The 25,172-nt window shown below is 53.9% G+C and carries 19 protein-coding genes; 12 read left to right on the forward strand and 7 right to left on the reverse strand.

Going from position 1 to position 25,172, the window contains the following annotated elements; translation table 11 throughout:
* Window positions 1–5: 5 nt before the first annotated feature.
* Genes F1E05_RS08830 through F1E05_RS08840 form a run of 3 tightly spaced genes read right to left on the reverse strand, consistent with a single transcriptional unit; the run spans window position 6 to window position 2,560 of the window.
* Entirely contained in the window at window positions 6–809 is an 804-nt protein-coding gene (locus F1E05_RS08830) for an endonuclease (RefSeq protein WP_150047946.1), read from the reverse strand.
* Window positions 802–2,139, reverse strand: a complete 1,338-nt coding sequence (locus F1E05_RS08835; RefSeq protein WP_150047947.1) for a DNA cytosine methyltransferase — start codon at window positions 2,137–2,139, stop codon at window positions 802–804. The genes F1E05_RS08830 and F1E05_RS08835 overlap by 8 nt, the downstream gene beginning before the upstream one ends.
* A 4-nt stretch (window positions 2,140–2,143) precedes the next feature.
* Window positions 2,144–2,560, reverse strand: coding sequence for a very short patch repair endonuclease (locus F1E05_RS08840; RefSeq protein ID WP_150047948.1), 417 nt, complete (start codon window positions 2,558–2,560; stop codon window positions 2,144–2,146).
* Between the two features lie 185 nt (window positions 2,561–2,745).
* Between F1E05_RS08840 and F1E05_RS08845 the strand changes: the two genes are divergently transcribed.
* Window positions 2,746–3,093, forward strand: a complete 348-nt coding sequence (locus F1E05_RS08845; protein ID WP_150047949.1) for an NAD(P)-dependent oxidoreductase — start codon at window positions 2,746–2,748, stop codon at window positions 3,091–3,093.
* A 353-nt stretch (window positions 3,094–3,446) separates the two neighbouring features.
* Here the strand turns inward: F1E05_RS08845 and F1E05_RS08850 are convergent, their stop codons facing one another.
* The 3 genes from F1E05_RS08850 to F1E05_RS08860 form a co-directional block, all read right to left on the reverse strand.
* Window positions 3,447–4,595 carry a helix-turn-helix transcriptional regulator gene (locus F1E05_RS08850; RefSeq protein WP_150047950.1) on the reverse strand — a complete coding sequence of 383 codons (1,149 nt, stop codon included), beginning with the start codon at window positions 4,593–4,595 and terminating at the stop codon, window positions 3,447–3,449.
* 131 nt (window positions 4,596–4,726) lie between these two features.
* Complete coding sequence (locus F1E05_RS08855) at window positions 4,727–5,254, reverse strand: IS630 family transposase (protein WP_150047951.1); 528 nt, start codon at window positions 5,252–5,254, stop codon at window positions 4,727–4,729.
* Window positions 5,242–5,724, reverse strand: a complete 483-nt coding sequence (locus tag F1E05_RS08860) for a helix-turn-helix domain-containing protein (RefSeq protein WP_150047952.1) — start codon at window positions 5,722–5,724, stop codon at window positions 5,242–5,244. Before F1E05_RS08860 ends, F1E05_RS08855 begins: the two co-directional genes overlap by 13 nt.
* A 348-nt stretch (window positions 5,725–6,072) precedes the next feature.
* On the opposite strand from F1E05_RS08860, the gene F1E05_RS08865 reads away from it, so the two are divergent.
* The 5 genes from F1E05_RS08865 (at window position 6,073) to F1E05_RS08885 (ending at window position 10,048) form a co-directional block, all read left to right on the forward strand.
* Window positions 6,073–7,119, forward strand: coding sequence for a hypothetical protein (locus F1E05_RS08865; RefSeq protein WP_150047953.1), 1,047 nt, complete (start codon window positions 6,073–6,075; stop codon window positions 7,117–7,119).
* Between the two features lie 31 nt (window positions 7,120–7,150).
* Window positions 7,151–7,543 carry a DUF1566 domain-containing protein gene (locus F1E05_RS08870; RefSeq protein WP_150047954.1) on the forward strand — a complete coding sequence of 131 codons (393 nt, stop codon included), beginning with the start codon at window positions 7,151–7,153 and terminating at the stop codon, window positions 7,541–7,543.
* Window positions 7,534–8,406, forward strand: coding sequence for an Lcl C-terminal domain-containing protein (locus F1E05_RS08875; RefSeq protein WP_150047955.1), 873 nt, complete (start codon window positions 7,534–7,536; stop codon window positions 8,404–8,406). The genes F1E05_RS08870 and F1E05_RS08875 overlap by 10 nt, the downstream gene beginning before the upstream one ends.
* A gap of 3 nt (window positions 8,407–8,409) precedes the next feature.
* Entirely contained in the window at window positions 8,410–8,757 is a 348-nt protein-coding gene (locus F1E05_RS08880) for a hypothetical protein (protein WP_150047956.1), read from the forward strand.
* Between the two features lie 658 nt (window positions 8,758–9,415).
* Complete coding sequence (locus F1E05_RS08885; protein WP_408631336.1) at window positions 9,416–10,048, forward strand: IS5 family transposase; 633 nt, start codon at window positions 9,416–9,418, stop codon at window positions 10,046–10,048.
* Between the two features lie 875 nt (window positions 10,049–10,923).
* On the opposite strand, the gene F1E05_RS08890 is transcribed toward F1E05_RS08885, so the two are convergent.
* Window positions 10,924–11,484 (reverse strand): PAS domain-containing protein, encoded by a 561-nt coding sequence (locus tag F1E05_RS08890; protein WP_150047957.1) that lies wholly within the window; start codon window positions 11,482–11,484, stop codon window positions 10,924–10,926.
* Window positions 11,485–12,063: 579 nt separating this feature from the next.
* Here F1E05_RS08890 and F1E05_RS08895 point away from each other — a divergent pair.
* The 6 genes from F1E05_RS08895 (at window position 12,064) to F1E05_RS08920 (ending at window position 25,020) form a co-directional block, all read left to right on the forward strand.
* A complete protein-coding gene (locus F1E05_RS08895; protein ID WP_150047958.1) occupies window positions 12,064–12,489 on the forward strand; it encodes a carboxypeptidase-like regulatory domain-containing protein in 426 nt (141 codons plus the stop codon).
* 24 nt (window positions 12,490–12,513) lie between these two features.
* On the forward strand, window positions 12,514–13,953 hold the full coding sequence (locus tag F1E05_RS08900; RefSeq protein WP_150047959.1) for a B12-binding domain-containing radical SAM protein: 1,440 nt from the start codon (window positions 12,514–12,516) through the stop codon (window positions 13,951–13,953).
* Between the two features lie 81 nt (window positions 13,954–14,034).
* Complete coding sequence (locus tag F1E05_RS08905) at window positions 14,035–15,606, forward strand: oleate hydratase (RefSeq protein WP_150047960.1); 1,572 nt, start codon at window positions 14,035–14,037, stop codon at window positions 15,604–15,606.
* A gap of 155 nt (window positions 15,607–15,761) precedes the next feature.
* Complete coding sequence (locus tag F1E05_RS08910; RefSeq protein WP_150047961.1) at window positions 15,762–15,893, forward strand: DUF3096 domain-containing protein; 132 nt, start codon at window positions 15,762–15,764, stop codon at window positions 15,891–15,893.
* Between the two features lie 77 nt (window positions 15,894–15,970).
* Window positions 15,971–16,129, forward strand: coding sequence for a DUF3309 family protein (locus F1E05_RS08915; RefSeq protein ID WP_150047962.1), 159 nt, complete (start codon window positions 15,971–15,973; stop codon window positions 16,127–16,129).
* Window positions 16,130–16,278: 149 nt separating this feature from the next.
* Complete coding sequence (locus F1E05_RS08920) at window positions 16,279–25,020, forward strand: GH36-type glycosyl hydrolase domain-containing protein (protein WP_150047963.1); 8,742 nt, start codon at window positions 16,279–16,281, stop codon at window positions 25,018–25,020.
* Window positions 25,021–25,172: the final 152 nt, after the last annotated feature.

Genomic DNA, 25,172 nt, shown 5'->3' on the forward strand with positions numbered 1-25,172 from the left:
AGGCGTTAATTTCGATAACCGTATCTGACGAGATCTTCCGGCAAAATCTCGTCGGCCGGCACCAAACGGTAGTGCTTTTCGTCGACGACCTTAATCTCGTCGTCCTCGAGTCCCAATTCGAAGATGGCGATTAAGTCTTCGCTCATGAATTGGGCCGAGACCGTTCGGCACACAAGCGTGGGATATTTTTCGGCGCAGCAGGCGATATCTTGCTTGGTTTGGACCACCGACAACTGGTCGTTGCCGCCTTTGGCTTGGACTGGAATGACGTATTGTCTTCCATGCCTATCGATGCCGACGTAGATTTCGTCTATTTCGATCTGACCTATGCCGCGTACGGTGGTTCGCAAGTGGTTTTGCAAGGAATAGGTAGCGAGACCGAGAAAAATATCGATCAGCCGGTTGTATCTGACTTTGGCCAGAAGCGCTTGCTCGTCGGATAAGGCGTGAGCCGATACGATTTCCGGCGTCGCATCGGGTATTTTGATCGTGACGAGTTCGCGATTCGGTACGATGCGGTTGATTTTCACCAATTTGAACACGTAACGGGCCCGACCGGCGCCTTCGATAATCCATTCCATCCCTTCCGGTTGCGTAGCGAGAATAGATTCGGGCATGGCGGTTCTATATCTAACCGAATAAACCACATCGCCGAGGTTTTTCGGCAAATCGATGCTCAACGCGGCGGCGGCCGATTCCAATTCGGTTCTATCGAAAAATAGTTCCGGCGAATCGGCTTCGTAAAGGTCGAAGAAAATTTTCTCGATTAAGGCTTTGTATCGATTGGAATTGTTTTGTCGTTTAGCCATGCAGTTCTTCCGTCGGCGCGAGATGTTCCATTTCGATATCGCGTTGTCTGCGCTTGGTCGCCCCGCTTTTCCGATCGCGTTTGCCGATCGGATTGGGTATTCCCCAGTGTTCGCAAGCTTTGGACATATCCATTTTAAGCAATGCGGGATCGCCGAGATCGAGGATCTCTTTCGGTCGCGCAAGTTTGATGCCCAACGTATCGACGACGCTCCCGGCGATCGCCTTGGCCAACGGCGGCGGTACCGCGTTGCCGACTTGCCGCGCACCGTGCCATTTGGTTTCGTGAAGGCGGAACCAATCGGGAAAACCGTGAAGACGGGCCATTTCCCGAACGGTAATGCATCGCGCCTTTGCGTAATGGATGGGCCTAGGACTGGTAAAAGCGCCTCTGGCCGAATCGGTGCCGGCGCGCAAAGTGTTCGATACGCCTTGCGGCGGCAATCTGAAAAAACGCGATACCGGTTCCACTTGGCCGGGCTCGGTTTCCGCGAATCTGCGCCTCGATATGGGGGTATGGACGGTGCGCATGCTCGAAGTCAGCGCGGCGGCGTTCCACTTCCTGACATAGCCGAATCCCCAGGCGTCTTCGTCCAGGCAACGCATTTTTTTCGCATAATCGCTCGGTTTGCCCCAGCGGGCTTGGCCGACTTCGTCGCTAAACGAAAGATGTTCGTAATCTTCGGCTTCCGGCAAATCGCCTAAGGCATCGGCGCAAGATGGCCCGATCGGTAAATTAATCGCGGGCTTGCCGGCCGGCGAGACGATAGGCATAGGATATTCCGGCAATGGCAGTCCCTTTTTGGCTCCCAACAGAATGAGCCGTTCCCTGTCCTGGGGTACTCCGTAGAAGGAAGCGTTCAGCACTTTCCAAGGCTTTCGTATTTCGTACCCAACCGCTTCGAAAGTTTCTATCAGTTCTTCCAAAAATCGTTTATGTTTGCCGACGGTAAGTCCCTTAACGTTTTCGAAAACGAAGTAGGAGGCGTCGAGTTCGACGACTATACGCACGAATTCTCTGACCAGCGCGTTCCGATCGTCGTCCAACGCTCTTTGGCCGATCAACGAAAAACCTTGGCACGGAGGTCCTCCGAAAACGACGTCGACTTTTCGATTGCCTATTTTCGCCGTCTTTCTGATCTCTCGGCCGCTCAATCCGACGACCGATTTAGGTAAAACCGCGCAGTGCGGAAAATTGAATTTATGGGCGGCAGCATGAATGGGGTCTATTTCGACCGCAGCCATAACGTCGAAACCGGCTTGTTCGAAGCCGAGGCTCAAGCCTCCGGCGCCGGCGAATAAGTCGATCGCGATAGGTCTTTTTTCTGGCACGTATTTATCCTTCACTATCCGTTAAATAACGAACTAACTTAGTTTTCAAATCGTCGGAGTTGCGAAGCTCGCATTGCCACACGACAAGGCTGCTCCATCCCAAAAGCCGTAAAGCGGCTTGGTTTCTCGTATCTCTGCTTATATTGTCGCTTATTTTCGATTGCCAGTAATCGATATTGCTTTTCGGCAATTTTCCCCACCTGCAATCGTGGCCGTGCCAAAAGCACCCATGCACAAAGATTGCTTTACGCTTGCCGGGAAAGACGATGTCGGGCGAGCCGGGCAACTCTTTTCTATGTAGGCGATAACGGTATCCGAGCGCATGCAGCATTTTTCTGATTTGTACTTCCGGACCGGTGTTTTTGCTCTTTACACTGGTCATGATGCCGCTTCTGACTGCCTTGGATACTCTGTCATTCATTGCCGAAGCCGTTTTGTACATTTTTACAAAATCTACCGTTAATAACGTGTCTTACGTTGTTCGTCGTTTAGGTAGGGTGGATAAATTTTGCCTAGCCTACGCCTTGTTCGCAACACCCTAGCCATGCTTCCAGTAGCGCCAAGGTTGGCATAAAAGACCGCTTGATTAATCGCACGCTGAAATCCATGAATTGTCGCGGCAAGTTTAATTTGTCGCAAATTAGAGCCAACGATTTGAAAACCAAAGGCATCGCCGCGACTTTATCAACGCCGAGCATGCATCTGATCAACATGGCCCGCGGCGACGTGGTGGACAGCCCAGCCTTGATAGACGGACGGATTGCCGGGGCCGGCCTGGAGGTCTACGAGAACCAGCCTAAGCTGCATCCCGGATTTCTAAGTTTGGAGAACGCCACGCTGCTACCGCACTTGGGCAGCGCCACCATTGCCACCCGCACTGCCATGGACGAGAATGTGTCGGTTAACCTGGAAGCGTTTTTCGCCGGGCGGGAATTGCCGGATAGAGTGGTTTAAGCGACGCCGCCGGCAGTTGCGGCGAAAGCGCTGGCCGCGGGTGGCGTTGGATTTGCCGTAAGGGCTGGCGGTATTGGTGTCGGCGCTGCGGCGGTGGCGACAACGCTGTCTCGGCGGTCGCCGTACAGCCGGGTTTTGTTGGCGTCGTGGCTTGCTTGGCTGTGAAGGTTTACATCCTGTTTACACCGGATACGCCATTCAGCGTATCGCTGTGGTCAAAGTGGCGTCATGCCTTCCGCTTCGGATTGTTGGCGAGAGCGGCATTGGAATGTGTCGAAAAGCTACGGAAGCCTCCGGAGGTTCCAAGGCCACTTTATCTTGCGTTGAGCATAGGTGGGCATTTCGCCAAACCGTCATCTGTCCCTCACCGCCGGCACCGACAACACCAGCCGCAACAAATCCCGTTGCGAGTTAGTGCCGGTTTTTTCCATCGCCGCTTTCAAATGGCTACGCACCGTGGATTTTTTCAAACCTTCGGCGTTGGCGTAAGTATCGACGTCCTCGCCTTGCGCCAATGCGCGGGCAACCCGCGCCTCCGCCGCCGTCAGGCCGAACAGCTCCATCAATTGCCTAACCGTTGCCACCCTGTGTTGCGGGCCGGCCGCGATCAACACGATCAAGGCGACTTGTTGATCGTGCAGCAAGGGATTGCCCAAACTCGGAGCCGGAATCGCCGTCAGGCAGCAATGGGCGTAACCGTTGCCCGCACCCAGATTCAGGTGTTGCGGTTTGCGGCTGCTTACCGCATTTCTCAACGCCGCTTGCAATACCGCGTCCTTGTCGGCATCCAAGGCGTGCAGGCCGCCGTGGTGCAAAGTCAAACAATGTCCCTCGCGTAACCAGGATTCGCCGCGCTGATTCAGGTAAATCAAGCGCCCGTTGGCCGACAAACCCAAAATACACAAACCCGACACGGCTTGAGCGGTGCCGTTGACCGTTTGCCGGTTTTCGGACGCCAAGCGCTCGCCGGCCAGGCGCTGGTTCAGTTCGCAGGCGCGTTTTAGATGCGGCAGCAGGCGGGCGTACCAGGCCAAATCGTCGTAGGAATAAGGGCCTTTGTGTTTGGAGCGCAAGGCGCTGAGTTTCACCGCGAGTTCGCCGTTTCTGGCAACGATGCCGCCGATGGCGTAAAACAGATTTTGCGGACGCAGCCAGTCGCCGAAATACTCGGTTCTCAGCAATAAATTGTCGTCGAACAACATCGACGAGGTTACCGCCACGCCTTCCTGCAATAATCGTTCATTCTCAACCCACACGTTAGTCAACGTGTAATGGTCGGCGTAACTGGCAAGATAGTCGGAATCAAAACGCACGAAACGAAAACTTTCCGCGCCGTCTTCGGCATGCACTCCGCGACTGCCGAAATCGTGCACCCACAAGGTAGTGCCGGCTGCGTCAAACCAGTCGGAAAACTCCAACAAAACCGCCTGCCAGCGTTCAGGCTCCAGGGCCGCTTCATAAATCAACCCCACCAATTTGTCGTACTCGGCCTCTTGGCTCATACCGCCCCCTTTGTCGTTCGTATTATCGGGTCGCGAAGAATGTGTTGCGCGAACCGATTCTAGCGTAGGTATTTGGTGGCTAACAAGATTTTATCGGCTTGTCATCCTGCATTTGGGGGATGTGTAAGCGCCTAGCAAAAAGTTAGCGTGTATTTAGAGCCAAATCCACGGCCAATTTCCTCAATGGCCTGTTCCAGTTCATCCGGCGTATATGCTTTGAAAGGCAGCCATTCATATTTCATCTTATGCCACAGCAATTCGATTCGGTTCAATTCAGGACTGTAGGGAGGCAGAAAATAAAATCGCATGCCTTTCTCTTCCAATAAATCCCAATAAGGTTTCAGCTTTTTGGCGGTATGAATGGAGGCATTGTCCAAAATCACCACCATCGGCTTGCTGACGCGTTCGATCAACGCCATCAGAAAGCCAAAGAACCACAGACCATTTACGCTCTGCCAAAGTTGGGTCAACAGTAGCCGCCCCGATGACAGCAGCGCGCCGATCACATTTATGCGCTGCGCGCGCTTAGCGGTAATGGCATGGACTTCGCCGCGCTTCGTCCAAGCCGAACGATTCGGTGGTTGCGGCGCAAATCCGGCTTCATCCACATACGCCAATTCGATATCACCGGCTTCCGCTTGCTTAATCAGTTCTGCGATATCGTGTCTCGCTTGTTCGAAGCGTTCGGGATCTCGCTTTTTTTTAAACTATAGCGCGTGCGCTTCCAGACATAGCCCATGCGTTTCAACTCGTTTCGCAACGTACCGGCACTGATCGTCACGCCGCATTCCGCCGTCAGTCGACTGACCAGAGCCCGACAGGTCAATGGTTCTGCCTCAATCCAGCCTTTGAGCTGATTGCGATTCGCGTCCGTCAGTTTACTCGGCGCACCACTGCGCGGCTGATCCGGTAAGCTCGCTAGCCCGTTTCTCCACCACTTCCGCCGCCGCTCACGAATCGCTTCCGGCTTTACACCCTGATGCGCGGCAACCGCAATCACTGTTTGACCATCGGATAACATCAGGATGGTTTGCGCCCGTTCGCGCTCTCGCCAATCACTCCCTTTCTTGACGATTATTTGGAGTTGCTCTCGTTCGGTTTCGCTCAATTCAATCGGTTTTACGCGCATTCCTTTAGTTATCGCTCTGTTCAAAACCCTGCTATTCTACTGCATGGCGATTTATTGTTAAGCGCTTATTATGAGATTTTTTGTTTTATTACAGAAAAAACATAGTTATAAATAAACGGTAGTAATTTTATTTAGAGTTGTATCTCTTCTGTACAGATAATTTTTGAAAAATATTATGAAAAATAATTTTTTTAAAAAAGTTTCATGTCGTTCATCTTTGTTTTGTTCAATATCGGTTATTTGCCACCTGTTCATGCTTAAAATGTTGATATTTTATTGATACCTAGGCAATAACGGGCCTCAACGTGTTGATTCCTCACATGATTTTGTTATGATTTGTAGAAAATTATGAACATAAGTAGTTTAAAATTTATAATTATATTTTCATTGGCATTAACTTCATGCAATGCACACCGACATTATCGGGCATATCTCCTTGAGAATGAAAGTGGAGATACATTTACTGAAAAGGCAAATGCAATAGGAGTGGAGCGAAATAAAAGGGTGTGCATATCTCTTGAAACAATGCGCGTTGGATTTTTGCACCGATCTACAGAGTTGTATTTTGGTTTCGAATTTGATCGAGGAATAACGGCTTTTGAAAACAAATTGTATAATTGGACAGGCGGGCGCGATCTTTGGTTAATAACAGATGTAATAGGGCGCGATTCGGAAAATCCTTTCAATGAGAAGCGTAGTTTTAAAATATCCAGCATAAAATTCGATCAGGAGTCATTTAGCTTTTTACCCATTGATGCCAATGATAAAGTTGTTTTCGACGGCATTGCAGATACACCTTACGACGTTACTTTTCGGCTTTATACCGTCCATGGGATACCGACTAAACGAGCCTTACTTGATATTGGTTCACAAAGTATATTTAAAGCCGGGTGGTTTGCGGCACAGGGATTTCTTAACGCAACTACTGATTATCTTGGCAAAGAAATAGTTGATTTGGTTACTAATAAAACGGAAGAACAGCTTTTCTGGGAAAAAATACTTTTAAAATTTAGCGCTGAGCTTGAGTTTGAGGGCTCTTTTCGCCTTATGCCAGTTGTGCCAGCCAAAAAAAATAAACCTGATAAAATATATTCACTTTATGATTTTGTTAAATCGGAAATTGATGCTGATTACGATAAGAAACATGATAAAAAAGAACAAGATAAGGAAAACGGCCTTTGTAAAGATGACTATAAGAATATATATTATTGCAATGATGGCACTGTTAGATTGCCTGAGAATAGAGAAGAATATTTACAGGTTTACAAGCATGTCCGGGAAAAACTAAAATCTGTGCTCTTGCCGGACTACCCCCTAGATATGAATGCAACTACTTGGAAGGACGATCTTTCAAAGTCGTATATTAAGTTCAAAGTTAAGGAAAGTTGCAATTAAATACGGCGGTTACAACATTCAAACCAGCGAAATGGGACACTTGTTTTACGAGGAACTGGGCGGCATGGCCTCGCAACCGATTAGCACCCGGCACGACAGCGATTACGCCTTGTTCGGCAATATCCAGCAATATTATTGGTCCGGAACCGAGTATTTGTTCGGCTTGGGAAATAGTACCGCGTGGACTTTCGACTTTAACGACGGCAGCCAATGGAGTTCGTTTAAGAACCCCCAATTCCCTCGCTTGTATGCCTGGCCCGTGCGCGACGGCGATGTCGCCGCCGTGCCGTTGCCTGCCGGCTTGGCTGTTCCTATCCGGCATACTCGGCACATTAGCCTTGCGAAACCGCTAACGGCAAGGTTCTTAAGCCATGGACGAAATCAATTTTTGACAACAACCACAAGGAGCAAACCATGGAAATAAAACGCCCCCTGATGATACTTGGCGCACTACTCAGCGCCACCGCCTTCAACGCCCACGCCAGCCTGACCAGTTATACCGCCAACGGCGTGGACTTTGTCCGCATGCAAAGCGGCAGCTTTGATATCAGCTGGACCAAAGACGGCAATCTGTTCCAAACCCTGGCCGACAGTTATGCCGGCGGCACCTCGGCCTTCGTCAACGCTGTGATTGCCTCGGTACCCGGCGGCAAGATCAACGACACGCCCAATGTTTACGATACCCCATCTAACAGCGGCTACCACACCCTGTCCGCCAGTGCTGACTTCGACACGACAAACGGAAGAGTTAGCTGGTTTGGGGCCCAAGCCTATGTCAACTACCTGAACAGTATCAGCTACGGTGGGAGCAACCAGTGGCGCCTACCAACCATGATCGACACTGGCAGCGCGGGTTGCGATCTTGCCTTTAGCGGCACCGACTGCGGCTCCAACGTCAATACGGCCACGGGTGAGATGGCCAAGCTGTATTACGACGAGTTGGGCAAAACAGCCTACTACAACACCAGCGGTGCAGGTGAACAGCCTAATTACGGAATTCTGGGTACCAGCACACTCTTTGATACCACCGGTTCCACAGGCCTTTTCGGCAACGTACACACCTCTGGGTACTGGTCTGATATAGAGTATGCGTCCGACCCTATCTTCGCATGGTCCTTCTATACCTACGGCGGCGTCCAGAGCTACGGCTATAAGAGCGACCAGGGCTACGCATGGGCAGTCAGCCCCGGACAAGTGTCCGCCGTGCCGGTACCGGTTGCTGTCTGGCTGTTTTTGTCCGGCATGTTGGGCACGTTGATTTTGCAACGCCGTTACAGTGGTCGTTGACTCATGGATACCGCCGATCTGGTAAAAGAATTGTGGAGTATCGCCAACATCGTTACCGGTTTTGCGGTGATGCAGGGGCTGGGTTTTAGTTTCGCATTGGGCGACAAATTGCGTTTTTTACAGAATTCGAACGGTTGTGTCCAAACGGTTTTGGCCTTGATATGCGTTGCCATTACCGGCATGTACTGTTTTGCGGTCTGGCGGTTGGAATATTTGGCCTGTTCCCACATCGACCGGAGTCTGCGGGGCGTTTGGCGCGAAATTACTATCGGCCGGATTGCGGCCATCGCCGTGTTCAATGCCGGACTGCCGGTGTTTGCAATTTATGCCAAGGCCATTTTCTCGCAATGATGCGGGCTACTATCGGCAATCGGATCGGGGTTGTAAGAGGCGTAGAGAGTGGTCGTAGGGAGTTGGTGGCTTGTGAGGCCAGGCTTAAGATTTTGGATTGGTTCACTTGAACAGGATAGGATATACACCCCGTCCTAAACGTTTCAAACCAAGCTACCGGTAAGCCAAAACGTGGCGAGCGGATTGAATAATCCACCCGGCGGATGAGCAGGATTTCCGGCTTTTGCAGTTTAAAGGCTACAAAGGGCCGCCAGTTGCGTGCGCCGACTGAACAGGCAAGTTCTGCCGTCTATCGTCATGGCTTTCAAGTGGTGTTCGCGCAGGTCGAGTTCCTACAGAATCGCAGTCCTAACGTTCATGAAGGCACGGCATCGCCCCGGCAAATGAAAGTCGACGCTGTTCTATCGCTAGTGTTTTGGACGGCATCCGCGTGACTTTCAGAGTAAAAAGCGAAGCTGTCTGTAACCGGCCTCGCGGCGGCAATCGCTGCCGGGCAGGGAATTCCTCATCCGGGTTTAACCCGAGACCGGCGGCGTCCAAGCAGTTTTGAGGTTACCGCGACAACGCGGAAACCGTAACTACTGTAAAAAACGCCGCCAAGATCTTAATCGGGCAACTTTCAGCTCGTCGCCGCGGTTTTTCTGCGCATACCGAGCAAATCTTCCAGGCCATCAACCAAACGCTGGCGGATCGCGGGCTGTTTCTAAAAGCCGGCACCATCGTCGATGCCAGTCTGATTGCCGCCCCGACCTCGACCAAAAACCAAAGCCAGTCGCGCGACCCGGAAATGCATGCCAGCAAAAAGGGCAATCAATGGTTTTTTGGCAGCAAGTTTCATATCGGCGTTGACCACGAAACCGGCTTGGTGCATACGCTCAAGGTCACCTCAGGCAACGTCAGCGACGTAGCTGAAGCTGCCCACTTGCTGCACGGCGAAGAGCAGTTTGTCCACGGCGATGCCGGTTATCAGGGCTTGGAAAAGCGCCCGGAGATGCCCGCCGACAATCCACCGACCTGCGTGGTTGCGATGCGCCCTGGCAAACTGCGTAAGCTAAGCAACGACGACAGCGAGCAGGCTCAGTTACTGCGCGCGGCAGCCAGAGAACTGGCCAGCCGCCGGGCCAAGGTCGAACACGTGTTCCGGGATATCAAAATCCGCTTTGGTTATGCCAAGAATCGCTATCGTGGCTTAGCCAAAAACACTGCTCGTCTGACCTTTCTGACCGCGATTGCCAATGTGCTTCGGGGTGACGCTTATGAACGTCGCTGCCTCATGGCGTCTGGCATTTGAAAATAGGCCCAGAAATGGGCGTGTTTTTGAGAAAAAACGACTGCTTTGATAAAAAACGGTCAATTATTGAATTTTTTGATTAGTTTTCGAATTTACAGGGGCTCAAAACGGTAGTTCTTAAGAGGTTCCCTAGCGCTCAAAACAGCAATTTTTCAGAAGCTCCTTAGACCATGCTTTCAACCGAAAAACGTGCCTAATTCACTGATCAATATGGTTTTCTAGCAAATTTGCCGCTGAACTTGGATAAACAGTCAGAATTGAAGTAGGGTCATGGCGTGATTAGTTTCCTCGGCACTCGCTCTACGAAAGACTTTATCCTTTACGCAGGGTCATTTTACGTTCGCTAAGTCGTTTCCTATCGCGATTGATAAATTCGGCGACACATTGGAATTCATGGTGTCTCAGCATAAGACGAAGAAGCTGCCACCCGATTTTTTGAAAAAGCTATTGAGCATTGCAGTCTACCGAGTTGCGTCGTTATTAAAAAAGCAGTCCCAACGAGGCGGAATTACTCGACAGGAATATTCGGTTACTTCTAATCAATCGGATCTCTGATCGACATTCTTCTGGTCATAACTCTGCATAATCGCATCGAGCAAGATCGTCGACACATCAAAAAGCTCACGCTTCCGATGTTAGATTGCAAGCGCTTTATTCGGCGGAAGTTACCTTAACGGCAGTTGAAACCGCCCGGTTGACTCGAATGGGGCAGTTGTCGCCAATCGGCATTCTGGCTTACCGCTAGCTTATTGGCTTTAGCAGGATAAATTTGCCGGAAGGCCATCGCGTGTTCGACTTGGTGTAAATTTGCGACAAAGCCCGTCTTTCAGGCTACCGTCGAGTTGCGGCGGCTCGGGGCGTACGCTGGATTATTTCTAGTTTTGCCTGCTATGGCTGATATCGGTCAGCGCAATTCGCAAAGTCGGCGGTTCGTTCGAGGGGATGCGGTGTAGGCAGTCCAGATGAGCATAAAAATTAGATCCGTCGGCTCGTTTCATTTCCAGGCCAACCGCTCGTTTTTCGTTTGCGCCGGATTCCATGATGTCCGCAACAAGTTGAATCCATCGGTCGCTGTCCTTTGAGGCAACAAATTTAGAGAAACGTTGCCCAATCAGTTTGTCGCGCTCCAGGCCAAGCAATGCGCATCCGGAGAGATTGATGGTGTCGATGCAGTCTGTCCGGTCGATGGTGATGTAACCGACGGGCGCAAATTCGTAAAGGTCTAGATAACGATCGTGTGCATCAAGCAAGGCGTTGTGCGCATTGCGCAACTCTTCGTTTTGCATTTCCAGCTCGATCTTGTGGACCAGCAGTTCGTGTACCAGAACTTCAGCCGGTTTGGCCTTCATTTCTTCGGGCGATAAACTGGAAACTAGAGCTTCGGCTTTGCTTCTCAATGCTTTACGCCTTTCGATGCCATCCCATTGTAAATTCATGTTGCGTTCTCTTTTAGTCTCGACCCAAGAGTGATGGTGGTAGTCGGAAGTCACCACGGATTAGTTTGCCGCCTATCGCTGGTCTTCGCTCAACTCTAATTCGCTCAATTCACGGGGTATGTGCGCTAGCGAACTGTGTTCGGTTGTCGGAAGGCGTCTAATTATCCGCGAAACTTAGCGAAAGCGCTTGATTTTCAAGCGAGGTAATCGAGTTTATATATTCTGGAGTTTTAGGCTAAACCGTAACCGGCGGCAGAGTCAATCGTCGCGGCATTCTTCGGAAAATTGCGGGTTCGACAATTCGACAAAGCAACGTGGCGATTGCGTTAATCGATTTATTTAGAAGGAAAGCAATCATGGCAAACCTTAACCTTCCCGGGTTTTCCCAATCGATGTTCGGCATCGGCCTATGTCTGCCGGCGGTCTCCTTGCTTTGCGGACACGACGGCGTGCCGCCTGCGACCGATCCGATGCCGATTTTGCCTCGGCTTAATGCGCGAAACCGACATCGGTAGCACCGGTTCACTGTGCTGAAAAGTAGAAGCCGCTGCCTTTTTGTTACAAGCAAGGAGTATTGCGATGAAATTAAAATTTATTGTTCCGTGGTTGATGCTGAGCTTTTTTGCGTTTGCGGAAGATCCGCCGCTAAGTCCTCAAATCCAAGGCGAAGTGCGCTTCGTCAGCGGCGGGATTGGCTACAGGGAACGGGAAGCGATGCAAGTGATGCGAGCCGATTACAACTTGCTCTTGCTGTTTGCGGAAAAAGGCACTGGAAATTATCTGAGCGACGTCCAAGTGGTGGTCAAGGATCAGAGCGGTCATACCGTGATGGAAACCGTAGCGGACGGCCCCATGCTGTTCGCCAAACTCAGCCCCGGCCATTACAGCGTGGAAGCTGATCATAACGGCCATAGCATTGCGAAAATCGTAAATGTCGGTAGTCAACGACAAACTTCGCTTTCGTTTGCTTGGCCGGCACAACCCGGCGATCAGTCGGACCGATAGTATCGTAAACCTGCAGGAGAAACCATGGCAGCAACCGGGCGTATCCATTTAATCAACCCGCGGGCGGACACCTTTGCCACGCGGCCTATGTTTTTCGGCAAAGCGCTTTATTCGCCGGTGGCCGGTTTACTGGCAGTGGCGGGCACGATCCCTGAAGACGAATACGACATTATTGTCACCGACGAAAATATCGAGCCCATCGATTTCGATCTTAAGGTCGATTTGGTGGGGATTTCTGCAATGACCTCGTACGTAAATCGCGGCTATGAAATTGCCGACGCTTTTAGAGCCCGCGGTATTCCGGTGATCATGGGAGGGGTGCATGTCAGCTATTTACCAAGGGAAGCGCTGAAGCATGCCGATGCGGTCGTCGTCGGCGAAGCCGAATTGGTTATGTCCGATGTGCTGGACGATCTGCGACATGGACGCCTGCAAGGTATCTACAAGTCCGAACGCCTGCATTCGATGGTCGATATGCCCAATCCTCGCCTGGGCTTGTTGAAGAGCGCCCGCTACATCAACAAGGGCTTTGTGCAAACCTCGCGCGGTTGCCATCACGGCTGTACTTTTTGCGCGGAGCCGACTATGTACGGCCTGCGCTTTCGTTACCGGCCGGTCGACGACATTATTGCCGAAATCGAGCATATCGAAGAGCGGCTGATTCTGCTCAACGACGCCGACTTTTTCGGCACGCCGAAACGCGCGATGGAAGTCATGCGGGCTTTTAAAGGACGCGGTTTGAAATGGCAGGCGGCAGTGAACAGCCGAGACGCGCACGACGAACGACTGTTGGAGCTGGCGGCGGAAAGCGGTTGTTTCATGTTGTCGATTGGTTTCGAATCGATTTCCAAGCAAACCTTGCGCAACGTGCATAAGTGTCAGAATGATCCGGACGCTTATTTCGGCTTGGTTGAGAAATTGCACCGTCACGGCATTATGGTGCTGGGTTTATTCATGTTCGGGTTTGCAGGCGACGAGCCGTCGGTATTCGAGGAAACCCTGAAATTCAACATCGACGCCAAATTCGATATATGCGGCTACTCGCTGTTGACGCCGTATCCCGGAACCATCAACTGGTTCGAAATGCTGCGGCGCAAGCAGATCGTTTCCTTCGATTGGGACAAATACGATCAATCGCATATCGTGTTCAAACCGGAAGGGTTATCGGCCGAGCAACTCTATCGCGGTTACCTGAACACCTATGACGGATTTTATAGCTTGGCATCAATGGTACGCCGTTTCCCTTGGGATGCTTCCCGCAATCCGGCAAACTGGGCTATCTACAACGCTTTCTTCCGCAAGGGAGGCGTTGTAACCCGAGATTTCGAACAATTGGTCGCCAGGCCGACGCCGGAGCCGGGGTTCGCAGCCATGCCGCCGTTGATGCCGCAGAAAGCCGCTTGGCGCGAATTGGTGCTGGGGGGGGCTGCAGAAACGTCGACACTTGCGTCCGCCATCGAGTAATCCCAAGTCCTAGCCTGCGTGACATGCTGCGATTGAACCGCAGACGCGCTGTAACCCTCCTCAATTAAGGAACTAGAAACTATGCACGGCAACGTTAAGGCCTACCTGGTCGGCGGCGGCATCGGCTCGTTGGCCGCCGCCGCTTTCATGATTCGCGACGCCAAGCTACCCGGCGGCAATATCGCCGTTCTCGAAGCCGGGTCCGAGCTGGGCGGGAGTCTCGATGGCGCCGGCAATCCGGTTAAGGGGTATTCCATGCGGGGTGGCCGGATGTTGACCACCGACAATTACGAGTGTACCTGGGATCTCTTTAAATCGATTCCCTCGCTGAACCAGGCCGACAAGGCGGTGTTCGACGAAACCGTTGAATTCAACGAAAAACACGCGGCGCATTCGATGGCAAGACTGGTCGATAAGCATCGAGCCAAAGTGCCGGTCTCATCTATGGGCTTCTCGATGCAGGATCGTATCGAACTGTTGAAACTCAGCCAAGCTAACGAGGAGGCATTGGCGGCGACCTGCATTACCGATTGGCTTTCGCCCGGCTTTTTCGAAACCGAATTCTGGTATATGTGGTCCACAACCTTCGCTTTCCAGCCTTGGCACAGCGCTGTCGAATTCAGACGCTATCTGCACCGTTTCATGCTGGAATTCACCCGCATCGAAACCTTGGCCGGCGTCAAACGCACCGTATATAACCAATTCGATTCGCTGGTGGCGCCGTTGCAGTCCTGGCTGAAAAACCATGGGGTGCGGTTTTATCCCGATTGCCTAGTAATCGATCTCGACCACAAGACCGAAGACGATGAATTCATCGTTACCGGCATACACAGCCTGCGCCACGGCAAGCGTGAACTCATTGCCGTGAAGAACGGCGATATTGTTTTCCTGCAAAACGGTTCGATGACCGACGCTTCCTCCGTGGGTTCAATGACTAACCCGCCCAGGCAATTGACCAAGGCCGATAGCGGAGGTTGGACGCTCTGGGAAAAACTGGCAAAAGGCCGGCCGCAGTTCGGTAACCCGGAGGCGTTCAATAGCTGTATTGCCCAATCTTGCTGGGCATCGTTCACCGTTACGTTGAAGAATCCGGACTTCTTCGCACTGATGCAACAGTTCACCGCTAACGAACCCGGCACCGGCGGCCTAGTGACCTTCAAGGATTCGAACTGGCTGATGTCGGTTGTGCTAGCCCATCAACCGCATTTTCCGAATCAGCCGCCTAATGTGCAGGTGTTCTGGGGTTACGCACTATTTCCGGACCGCATAGGGAATTTTGTCGCCAGGCCCATGGCTGACTGCAGCGGCGGGGAAATCCTGCTGGAACTTTGCGGCCATCTGCGCTTCGATTTGGAAATTTTCACCACCGCCATTTGCATTCCCTGTCGTATGCCTTACATCACCAGCATGTTCATGCCCCGCAGCCACAACGATAGACCGCTGCCGGTGCCGCGCGGCTCAAAGAATCTCGGCTTCATCAGCCAGTATGTCGAAATTGCAGAGGATGTGGTGTTTACCGTGGAGTATTCGGTGCGAGCGGCGCAAACCGCGGTTTATCAGTTGCTGAAAATCGATCGAGTCATTCCGCCGGTCTCACCGCACGATCAATCGTTGCGCGCGCAGTTCGAGGCCTTGATCAAGGCCTTGAAGTGATGCCGTGTTAACAGGCTAAAGAACTAAGGATTCTGATCAGGCTGCAAACACGCGATTCAGACTGTCGGTTTAGAGGACGTGTGAGCGCTAGCGTACAGACCTAATAGTCGCCAGCGGCTAAGCTCTGACCGTGTTTTTGTTAAGGAGAATATCTCATGAATCTAGCGATAGAACCCTTACTGGCTTTGGTGATAGGTGTGTTAATCCTGCTGATTCCCCGTTTTTTGAATTATTTCGTGGCGGTGTATTTGATCGTTGTGGGTATTTTGGGACTCATCCATCGTTGAAGGGGCAACCTGCCAAAAACCAACGCTGGAGTTTGGGGGATCGGCTTTTTTCTTTTTGTTTTCAATGGAGATCCATGATGTCAATTGGCACTATTTTGCTGGTAATTCTTGTCCTGATGTTGCTCGGTGTTATTCCGGTATGGCCGCATAGCCGTGCCTGGGGTTACGGGCCTACTAACGGTTTGGGGCTGGTGTTGATCGTTGTATTGATTTTGCTAGTGCTAGGCAAGATTTAGGCTCTACCGGGTTGTGTTTCCAATGGCTACGCTTGACGGCAGTCAAGCCAGCCGGCTTTGTAGGTCTTGACGCCTTCAATCGAGGCGCCGAAATCCGGACGCCGTTAATTCCGATGCAATAGAACGATTTAGATGCGGAGAATCAAGCGATGGCCAAACGGCGAGAGCAAAGACGGTATGTTAGAAGCGAGCATCCGGGCGGCGAAGAAACGCCGATTCGTTTCGAGGTGTTCAATACCGAGCGTTTGCAGCAACATGCGGTGAGCCTCGCGCGAGCGCAAAAAATCACCAGTCTGAAAAACGGCCGAAAATTGATTCCACGGGTACGCGAGAATGCCCAGGTCTTGTTGGAGGCTTATGAATCGGTGGCTAGAGCGGTACGCGAGCAACGTGCCATCACGCCTGCCGCAGAATGGTTGTTGGATAATTTTCATGTCATCGAAGAGCAGGTCAGCGACATTCATGTCGATTTGCCGGAAAGCTATGCGCGGGAACTACCGAAGCTGGCGGAAGGCGTGCTAGCCGGCTATCCGCGGGTCTATGGCATCGCTTGGGCGTTGGTGGCTCACACCGACAGCCGTTTTACGCCGGAATTGCTGACGCTGTTTGTCAGGGCCTATCAAGGCGTCGAGCCGCTCACGCTCGGCGAGCTGTGGGCCATACCGATTACCTTGCGAGTATTGCTGGTCGAGAATCTGCGCCGTTTGGCCGTTAGTATCATGCGGTCGCAACACGGTCGGCGCTTGGCGGACGAATTCGTCGATTATGTGGAAAATCTTCTCGCTCACAGCGACCGGCCCGATCCGCCCATTCCTTCCGCAGAACTGCCGGTCGAGTCCCTGCGCCAAGCGTTTGCGGTGCAATTGCTGCTGCGTTCGCACGATCCGCATCCTTCTGTGTCGATTTCTCTGGATTTTCTGGATGACTGGCTCAAGCTGCAGAACGTCAGTCTAGACGACATCGTGCATCGCGAGCATGCGGCGCAGATTGCCGATAACCTGACCGTTCGCAACATCATTACCAGCATGCGCGGCATCTCCGCCTTCGATTGGCCCAGGTTCGTCGAGGAAGTCAGTTTGGTCGATGTTTGTTTGCGCGGCCACGAAGGATACGCGACGATGGATTTTTTGACCCGCGATCGCTACCGGCATGCGGTTGAAGAACTGGCCAAACATTCGCCGCGTTCAGAAGTGGAGATTGCGCGCCGGGTGATGGACAAGATTCAGGTGGCGGCGGCACAAGGTGCGGATGACGAACGCCGACTGGAACCCGGTTATTACCTGATAGGCGCCGGGCGCTACGGTTTCGAAATGGACGTCGAATATCAGCCAACGTTTAAGCAACACTTGTTACGCCGCTATGTTGCGCACGCTGGCTTGGCTTATATCGGTAGCTTGGCGTTGCTGACCTTTTTGCTGCTGACATTGCCGATCAGCGCGGCAATTGCGGCCGGTCTGCCTGGCTGGAGTTTGAGTTTGCTGGCTCTGGTTTTTGCATTTCCGGCCTCGGATATCGCAATCGGGGTGATGAATCAACTCATCGTTGCCTGGCTGCCGCCCAGCCATATGCCGCGCTTCGAATTATCCGACGGCGTCCCTGAGGCGTTAAGCACTTTTGTGGTTGTGCCGACGATGTTCGTCAGCGAGGACGGGGTGCGGCAGCAAATCGAGCAAATGGAAATTCGTTATCTGGCCAATCCGGAGGGCGAGGTGCGATTTGCATTGTTGTCGGATTGGGTCGATGCCGATCGGGAGCAGCTAGACGGCGACGAACGGCTGTTGGCCGTAGCCCTGGCCGGTGTGGAAGCATTGAACGCCAAATACGCTAAACAGCGATTTTTTGTATTCCACCGAAAACGCTTGTGGAATGCCAGCGAGGGCAAGTGGATGGGCTGGGAGCGCAAGCGCGGCAAATTGCATGAATTTAACCGCTTGCTCCGCGGTGCGACCGATACCTCGTTTTTACCGGCAGCCGGTCAACCGGCAAGCGTTCCATCCGGCGTGTGTTATGTGATTACCCTGGATGCCGATACCAAACTGCCGATGGGGGTCGTCAGCCAACTGGTTGGGGTGGCGGCGCACCCGCTCAATCGGCCGGTGTTCGATCCCGTCAGCCGGACCGTCGTGCAAGGGTACGGCATTCTGCAGCCGCGGGTCACGCCGACCCTGCCGCAACGCCAGGAACGCTCGCTGTTTCATCAGATTTTTGCCGGCGCTTCCGGTACCGATGCCTACTCCAGTTCGGTATCCGAGTTGTATCAGGATTTGTTCTCCTTGGGCACCTATAGCGGCAAGGGCTTGTACCATGTCGACAGTTTCGAAACGGCATTGGCCGGCAGAGTGCCGGACAATACCCAGCTCAGCCACGATTTATTCGAGAGCGTTTACGTGCGCTGCGGACTGGTCAGCGATATCGAGTTTTTCGAGGAATTTCCGTCCCACACCCAAGTGGCGGCGTCGCGGCAACACCGCTGGGTGAGGGGCGATTGGCAGCTGCTTCCCTGGATTTTTGGTGCGTCCGGGCAAGGGATGCCGATGATCGGCCGCTGGAAGATGCTGGACAATTTGCGCCGTTCGTTATCGGCACCGGCTGCCTTCACCGCTCTGGTGGCGAGTTGGGCTATACCGGATGCGCCGTTATGGCCGCTTGTAGGATTTGTGTTGGCCGCATTGGCATTTCCGGCAATTTTAGCGGTAGCAGGTTGTTGCAGCGTGCCCCGGCGCGGTATCTCTTTAAGCACGCATCTGCGCGGAGCTGGGGAAAACGTGCTTTGGGCTTGCGGCAACAGTTTGGTGGCTCTGACTTTGCTGGCGCAACAAGCTTGGCTGATGGCCGACGCGATTGCGACCACGCTGGTGCGTTTGTTTATCACCCGCCGTAAACTATTGAAATGGGTCACCGCCTTGCAGGCAAAAGCCGGCGCGGGGTATGCACTTAAAAATTTGATCCGGCCGCTCAGTCATTCGTCCTCGGTGGTGATGGCGGCTGCGGCGCTGGTGTTGCTGTGCAATCCGGTCGCGATAGGATACGCTTGGCCATTTTTATTGTTGTGGTGGCTGGCGCCGGTTGTTGCCCGTGCCTTGAGTTTGCCGCCCAGGCTGGACAAAGCGGAAAGCCTGACTCCCGAAGATAGTGTGCAACTACGCCTATACGGCAGACGGATCTGGCGTTTTTTTTCCACTTTTGTCACGGCGGAGGACCACTATCTGCCGCCGGATAATTTTCAGGAAGATCCTGAACCGGTGGTCGCCCATCGCAGTTCACCGACAAACTTCGGACTTTATTTATTGTCGGTGGCGGCGGCGCGGGATTTCGGCTGGTTGGGGTTGCTTGATAGCGTTGAACGATTGGAAGCCACATTATCGACTTTATCGGCGCTACCTAGGTTACACGGCCATTTTTACAATTGGTACGACACCCGCGATCTGCACATGCTGGAACCGCGTTACCTGTCGACCGTGGATAGCGGCAACCTGGCAGGCCATCTGTTGACCTTAGCGCAAGCGTGCCGGGAAATGCGGGAAAGGCCGCTGGATTTAAACATAGCGCTCACCGGCGTGGCCGACACCTACCATTTATTGTTAAGTGCGTTGCGTCATCTCGACGACGAATCGCGCACTCTGACGGTTACTTTGACCGAATTGCGGCAAAAAAGCTTGGTCTTGGGCGAGTTGCTGAAACAGCGTCCCGACGGCGCTGAGGAATGGACCGGTCTGTGGCGGCAACTCGACGTTTGTGCCGGTGTGCTTTACGATCTGGCCAATGCCTACGCTGCCGAACGCGGCGACAGCGTCGACAACGAGGTGCTAGCGTGGGCCGGACTGCTGTGCGAGGACATAAGCTCGCATGCCAAGGATGTGGCTGGTCTGATGCCGTGGCTGCATTTCTCCGTCAGTGCTCAATCAAGCTCGGCTTCTGAGGAGACGCCGCCTGCGATTGCTAAATTAAAGCAACAAATATCGGTCGCTAGACCGTTGTGCGATCTTGCCGCCAGTTACAGGGATTGTGCCGAGCAAGTGCAGTGTTCTGCGGGCGAGATAGCGGCTGCCGACCTGAAAGCCGCGGTGATAGGCCTGCGCAAGGCCGGAGATTTGGCTGCAAAGTTGAGCGATCGCCTGGAAAGTATGGCCGCGCAACTGGAGAGGCTATTCCGGGACATGGATTTTCGCTTTCTGTTCGACGCCGACCGCCATATGTTTGCCATTGGTTACCGGGTGGCGGAAGGGGTCATCGATTCCAGTTATTACGACTTGTTGGCCTCCGAGGCTCGCCTGTCCAGTTTTATCGCCGTAGCCAAGCGCGACGTGCCCAGCATGCATTGGTTCCATCTCGGCCGTCGGGTCACCCGCGCCGCTCATGGCACGGTGTTGCTGTCCTGGTCGGGATCGATGTTCGAATATTTAATGCCGTCTTTAGTCACCTTTACTCCGCGGTATAGCCTGATCGATCAGACTTGCCGGTTGGTGGTGAAGCGGCAGATCGCATACGGCCAGGAGCGGGACGTCCCTTGGGGCGTGTCCGAATCCGCGTTCAATGGCCGCGATTTGAACATGACGTACCAATATTCGGCATTTGGCGTGCCCGGGCTGGGAATGAAACGCGGTTTGGGCGAGGAATTGGTGATTGCGCCTTACGCCACGGCCTTGGCAGCCATGTATTTGCCGCATGCCGCGCTGAAAAATTTCGCCAGTCTGGAAAGGGAAGGCGCGCTGGGGCGTTACGGTTTCTACGAAGCGCTGGATTACACGCCTATCCGTTTGGCGGAAGGGCAAAAGGTGGCGCTGGTGCGCTGTTATATGGCGCATCATCAGGGGATGTCGCTGGTGGCGTTTGCCAATGTGGTGCATGACGGCATTATGCGGCACCGTTTTCATCGTACCGCATTGATTCAGTCGGCAGATTTATTGCTGCAGGAGCGTGTGCCGCACGGTGCGGATACTGAAACCTTGCCGCTGCTGCAAACCTTGTCGGACATGAAGGACACCGTGCAACCGCCGGTGCGGCGCGTTCCGTCGCCGATGTCGACAGTGCCGTCCTCGCACCTGCTGGCCAACGGCCGTTATTCGGTGATGATTACCGCCGCCGGATCCGGCTATAGCCTGTGGCGGAATCTGGCGGTCACACGCTGGCGCGAGGACGTGACGCGGGATGCCTGGGGCAGTTACTTATATCTGCGCGATGGCGAAACCGGCGAGGTCTGGTCGGCCGGCTACCAACCGACGGTGGCCAAACCGGAGCAGTATGACGTGGTATTCGTCGAAGATCGCGCGCGGATTACCCGCACCGATGGCGCCATCGTCACAACCTTGGAAATTGTGGTGTCGCCGGAAGACGACGCGGAAATCCGTCGCCTGAGCCTGACCAATAACGGTACGCGCGAGCGCGAAATCGATGTCACCTCCTATGCCGAGATCGTATTGGCGCCGCCGGCCGCCGACATCGCCCATCCGGCGTTTTCCAATCTGTTCGTGCAAACGGAATACTTGCCGCAAACTCGGTCCTTGCTGGCGCATCGCCGCCAACGTTCGACGGGAGATCCGCAACTGTGGGCGGCGCATGTGCTGGCCGATCGGCAAACCGGCGACGGTTTGCAATACGAAACCGATAGGGCGCGCTTTGTTGGCCGCGGACAAAGTTTGCGAACGCCGATCGCAGTCATGGATGGGCGGCCGTTGAGCAACACCGTGGGTTCGGTACTGGACCCCATCTTCAGCCTGCGCACCCGAATCAAGGTGGCCGCTGGCGCGACCGAACATTTGACCTTCACCACTTTGGTGGCCGCGTCTCGTCAGTTGGCGGCGGACCTGGCCGACAAGTATCACAGCGTTACCGCTTGGGAGCGGGTATCCGCCTTGGCCTGGACCCATGCTCACGTGCAATTGCATCACTTGCGGACCAAGCCGGAAGAGGCACAATTGTTTCAGATGTTGGCTAATCGCTTGATTTTTGCCGATTCGTCGCTGCGTCCGGGCGGCAAATGGATACAAATGAATACCCTGAGTGTCGCCGCGCTTTGGCGCTACGGAATTTCCGGGGATAGGCCGATGCTGTTGTTGCGAGTCAGCGAACCGGAAGATAGAGGCTTCGTCGAACAGCTGTTGCGCGCTCATGAATATTGGAGCATCAAGGGACTCGCCGCCGATTTGCTGATTCTCAACGACAAGGAGTCTTCTTACGTCGAGGACTTGCAAAGCATGCTGGAAACTATGATTCGGGAGAATCAGGCGCGGTGCGCCGCCCAAGAGAATGAAAACCGGGGGGCGGTTTTTGTATTGCCGGTCGGCCGGTTGTCTATGGACGAGCGGCGCTTCTTGCAAACGGCGGCGAGGGTGATGCTGGTCAGTAATCGGGGTACCTTGGCCGAGCAGTTATTGCGGCACCCCCGCCCGCAATCGGCATTCATCGCCCCGCAAGCCTTGTCTGTCCGCCAAACTCAGGTGCCGGCCTTGGCGCTGCCTTCGCTTGAGTTTTTCAACGGCCTAGGCGGTTTCGGCGAGGACGGCAGCGAATACGTAATCATGCTGGATAAGGGCCAGTGGACGCCAGCACCTTGGGTCAACGTGGTCGCCAACCCGGAATTCGGTTTCATGGTTTCCGAGTCTGGCAGCGGGTGTACTTGGTGCGGGAACAGCCGCGAGAATCAGTTAACGCCTTGGTCTAACGATCCAGTGGCCGATGCGCCCGGCGAAGTATTTTACCTGCGCGACGACGAAAGTTATGAGCTGTGGACGCCGACAGCGCTGCCGATCCGGGTGGAAAATTCCAGTTATCTGATACGGCACGGCAAAGGCTATAGCCGTTTCGAGCATGCTTCCCATGGCATTCACAGCGAATTGTTGCAATTTGTCGGCCCGGACGATCCCGTCAAAATATCACTGCTTACCTTATCGAATGTCTCGGGCCGCAATCGGCGGCTGACGCTGACAGCCTATTTGGAATGGGTGTTAGGTGCATCGCGTAGCGTCACCGCGCCGCATATCATTACCGAACTGGACCCGGAAACCGGCGCCTTGTTGGCGTCCAATCCTTGGGATCAAGAGTTCGGCAGCCGTATCGCCTTCGCCGATCTAGCCGGGCGGCAGACGAGTTTCACCGCCAACCGCACCGAATTCATCGGCCGCAACGGTAGCTTGGATGCGCCGGCCGCTTTGTTAAGCCGCAAACCGCTGAAAAGCCGAGCGGGTGCCGGGCTCGACCCTTGCGCCGCGCTGCAAACGGCGATCGAGCTAGCCCCGAACGAACGAATCGAGATTGTCTGTTTATTGGGCCAGGGGCAAGACCGGGCTCAGGCCGTGGAGTTGATCCGGCGTTATCGTGCCACCGACGTAGCCGGCTTGTTTAAGCGAGTCAAACAGTCGTGGTGGCAAGTACTGGCTACGGTGCAAGTAAACACGCCGGACCGGGAACTGGACTTGCTGTTAAACGGCTGGTTGTTGTATCAAACCTTGAGTTGCCGAATGTGGGCGCGAGCGGCTTTCTATCAGGTTGGCGGAGCATTTGGTTTTCGCGATCAACTGCAAGACAGCATGGCGTTGGTGGTGTCCAGACCGGACCTGGCACGGGCTCATCTATTACGAGCCGCCGCTCGCCAGTTCGAGCTGGGCGACGTGCAGCATTGGTGGCACCCGCCTACCGGACGTGGGGTGCGTACCCGCTTTTCCGATGATCGGGTTTGGCTGCCTTACGCGGTGGCGCATTACCTGAAGGTTAGCGGCGATACCGGGGTGCTGGCTGAATTGCTGCCGTTTCTAGAAGGCCCGGAGTTGGGTACGGAGCAGGACGATGCTTACTTCCATCCCGGCGAATCGACCGCACAAGCCACTTTATTCGAGCATTGTGCGCGGGCATTGGACCTAAGCTTGGCCACCGGTGCCCATGGCTTGCCGTTGATGGGATGCGGGGACTGGAACGACGGCATGAACCGGGTCGGCAATCGGGGGCAGGGCGAGAGTGTTTGGCTGGCCTGGTTTCTGATTGCGGTCTTGAACGAATTTGCCGAGGTCGCCGAGCGGCTGGGCGAGACCGAGCGCGCCGGACGCTGGCGCGTGCATGCTGCGCGCCTGACAGCAGCTGTGGAGGCTGAAGGCTGGGACGGTGCTTGGTACCGGCGCGCCTACTTCGACGATGGCTCGCCGCTGGGTTCGGCAAGCAACGCCGAGTGCCGCATCGATGCGATTGCGCAGAGTTGGGGCGTCATTTCCGGCGCCGCCGACCCTGAACGGGCGCGACGGGCGATGGCGTCGGTGCACGAGTATCTGGTGCGCCACGGCGACGATCTGCTGTTATTGTTCACGCCGCCGTTCGACAAGACCGAACGCGATCCCGGCTATATCAAAAGTTATCCGCCCGGCATTCGCGAAAACGGCGGCCAATACACCCATGCCGCTATTTGGTCGGTGATTGCTTACGCCATGCTAGGCGAAGGCGATCAAGCGGGGGAATTGCTGCGCATGCTGAATCCGATTAAGCGCACCGCCAGCCGCACCGGCATGTTCGCCTACAAGGGCGAACCCTATGTGTTGGCGGCTGACATCTATGCAGAAGCCCCGCATGCCCGGCGTGCGGGTTGGACTTGGTACACCGGCGCGGCCGGTTGGTTTTACCGGGCCGGACTGGAATGGGTGTTGGGGCTGCAAGTTCGCGCCGACCGATTGTTGTTCGATCCGTGTATTCCCAGTGCTTGGCGCAGTTACAGCATGGTTTATCACCACGGAAATTCCCGTTATGAAATTTGCGTCGAAAACCCTGATGGATATACACATGGGATCGCAGTGCTGGAACTGGATGGCTTCAGCCAGTTAGACACTGGCAGCGTCGCACTGAGCGACGATGGCCAATTGCACAAGATACGGCTTTTGCTTGGCCCCGCCGTTGCGGATTCCTCAGTCTAAGAGTTTCACTCCCTGGAGCCTATATGTACGCTGCCGTACCGACCAGGACTCAGTTTAAGCATATGCTGTTTCTAATATCGGATGAAACAATATTCTTCCCGATACCGGTCAAGACTAATTTGGTCATGATCTATGCAGTACCTGGAGAGCAA

The organism is Methylomonas rhizoryzae (assembly GCF_008632455.1).
In the GTDB taxonomy this organism is placed as follows: Bacteria; Pseudomonadota; Gammaproteobacteria; order Methylococcales; family Methylomonadaceae; genus Methylomonas; species Methylomonas rhizoryzae.